The sequence below is a fragment of the Micromonospora craterilacus genome (assembly GCF_003236315.1).
GTDB classification, from domain to species: domain Bacteria; phylum Actinomycetota; class Actinomycetes; order Mycobacteriales; family Micromonosporaceae; genus Micromonospora; species Micromonospora craterilacus.
The window spans coordinates 1-1,901 of sequence record NZ_POTY01000447.1 but is presented as its reverse complement, the minus strand read 5'-3'; the positions used below and the strand labels follow the sequence as shown (position 1 = coordinate 1,901).

Below are 1,901 nucleotides of genomic sequence, written 5' to 3'. Positions count from 1 at the left end.
GCCGGGATTCGGTGCAGCGGCAGGCGGAGTTTTCGCGTCTGCACGGGTTCGACTATCCGTTGCTGTCTGATCCGGACGGTGTGGTGGCGGAGGCGTTCGGGGTGCGGCGGCGGTTGCCGTTGGGGCCGTTGAGTACGCGGCGGATGACGTTCGTGATCGGTGCCGACCGGCGCGTGATCGAGGTGGTGCACAGTGAGCTGGGCATGAACGAGCACGCGGACCGGGCGTTGCGGGCCCTGGGGGGTTGATCTTTGCGCTGTCGCAGCCGGCTGGTATCAAGGCTGCGATCAGACGTGGGTACACGGAAGAGGGCGTGATGGCGGGCCAGGGTTTGTCCGATGACGAGGTGCAGGGTGTCCGGGAGGCGTTGGCCGCGGGCCGCAAGCCGAAGGTGGTGTTCACCGCCGCGGCCGGTCAGATCGCCGGGCAGGTGGGTCAGGTGGTCGAGTTGACCGACCCGGCGGTGTCCGAGGAGTTCGTGGTGGTGCGGTTCGGGCGCGACGAGTTGCCCTTCTCCCCCGCCGATCTGGCGGTGGCGCCGAAGGGCGCGGGGCGTCGGCCGGCGGAGCCGAAGGTCGAGCCGGTGGTGGCCGAGCCGGCGGTGGCGGAGCCGGAGTTCGTGTTGGACCGGGTGCCGCAGCCTCGGCGAGACGAGTCTGCGGAGCGGGAGGAGTCGAAGGTGGAGACGGTGGAGACGGTGGAGGCGAAGCCGGCGCGGCGGGCGGTGAAGGCGGCGAAGCCGAAGACGCCGGCTGGGCTGACGGTGACGCTGGCGTACGCCGAGGGTGAGTGGACGGTGGCGGCGCAGCAGGGCGCGAAGGTGTTGGCGAAGCCGTACGTGCTCAAGCCGGCGGAGGCGCTGCGGATGGTGGCGTTGGTGGACGTGCCGGGGGTGCACGAGGCGGTGGAGCAGATCCTGGCCACGGAGCGGTCGGAGGCCGAGCGGCAGGCGGAGAAGCTGCGCGCCGAGTTGGCGGAGATCGAGGCCCGGTTGGCGGAGTTGCGCGAGGCGAGCTGAGCGGCGCGGTGGCGTGGTCGGCCGGCCCGGGCGGTGTGCCTGGGCCGGCCGACGCCGTTTGCCGGTCCGGGCAGTGATGGTGTCGGGCGCGTTCTCGGGGTGGTCGCCGGGCCGGCGGTCGGCGGTCAGAAGTAGTCGAGGGCCTCGGCGGGTGGGCCGGCGGCGAGCAGGTCCAGGGCGCTCGGGTCTGGTGTGGTGTGTCGCAGCAGGCCGGTCTCGGCGAGGGTCCGGGCGGTGGCGGTCGAGGTGTAGAGCTGGGCGAAGCCGCGCACGGTCAGGTGCAGGTCCGCTTCGGTGGTGACGCGGTGCAGGTGGGCGTCGCCGTCGGCGACGGTGAGCTGCCAGGTGCCGGTGTTCCATTCGGCGAGGTCGTCGGTGAGGGTGAAGGTGACCTGGCCGCGGGTGTGCGTGGGCCAGCCGCGGGTGGCCACGGCGCGGGTGATGTCGACGGGTCGGTGCATCCAGGTGCCGCGTTCGTGTTCGCGGGCGATGTCGAGGGGCAGATGGGCGCTGACGGCGTCGCCGGGCAGCGGGGTCAGCCGGATGGTGGGGGTGACGCTGTGCCAGCTGGCGAGGATGCCGACGAGGGTGCGGGCGGCGTCGGCGGTGCTGGCGAAGATGTCCTCGACGGTGAGTACGGCCTCGGGGCCGTAGCCGCGGCCGCGGTCCCAGCCGGCGTAGCCGACCAGGTTGTCGTGGTGTTCGACGAGGGTGAGCCCGTCGTAGGGCAGTTCGTCTATGTGCTGGAAGCGGGGGTGGCTGCGGGTGAGTAGTCCGCAGCGGTGTCGGGCGACGCGCCGGTGGAGGTCGGCGACGGCGGGCAGGTCGGCGGGGGTGCCGGCGCGTACGGTCAGCTGCGGGGCCGGGCCTGTCTCTTATACAC

Annotated in this window: 3 protein-coding genes and 1 pseudogene; 2 read left to right on the top strand and 2 right to left on the bottom strand. The window is 72.4% G+C overall.

Annotated elements, in window-relative coordinates; all coding sequences use genetic code 11:
• On the top strand, positions 1–248 hold a 248-nt coding region (locus C1I95_RS33675), incomplete at its 5' end, for a redoxin domain-containing protein (RefSeq protein ID WP_146605946.1).
• A gap of 68 nt (positions 249–316) precedes the next feature.
• On the top strand, positions 317–1,018 hold the full coding sequence (locus tag C1I95_RS33670) for a hypothetical protein (protein WP_111220132.1): 702 nt from the start codon (positions 317–319) through the stop codon (positions 1,016–1,018).
• A 125-nt stretch (positions 1,019–1,143) separates the two neighbouring features.
• Here the strand turns inward: C1I95_RS33670 and C1I95_RS36815 are convergent, their stop codons facing one another.
• Both C1I95_RS36815 and C1I95_RS36810 read right to left on the bottom strand, forming a co-directional pair.
• Positions 1,144–1,479 carry a sterol carrier protein domain-containing protein gene (locus C1I95_RS36815; RefSeq protein ID WP_233514057.1) on the bottom strand — a complete coding sequence of 112 codons (336 nt, stop codon included), beginning with the start codon at positions 1,477–1,479 and terminating at the stop codon, positions 1,144–1,146.
• A gap of 57 nt (positions 1,480–1,536) precedes the next feature.
• A pseudogene (locus C1I95_RS36810) lies at positions 1,537–1,749 on the bottom strand (GNAT family N-acetyltransferase); the annotation flags it as partial.
• Positions 1,750–1,901: the final 152 nt, after the last annotated feature.

What these genes read in the sequence shown, in the direction of transcription:
- C1I95_RS33670 (WP_111220132.1), top strand. Translation starts at nt 317, where the DNA reads ATGGCGGGCCAGGGTTTGTCCGATGACGAGGTGCAGGGTGTCCGGGAG.
- C1I95_RS36815 (WP_233514057.1), bottom strand. Translation starts at nt 1,479, where the DNA reads ATGCACCGACCCGTCGACATCACCCGCGCCGTGGCCACCCGCGGCTGG.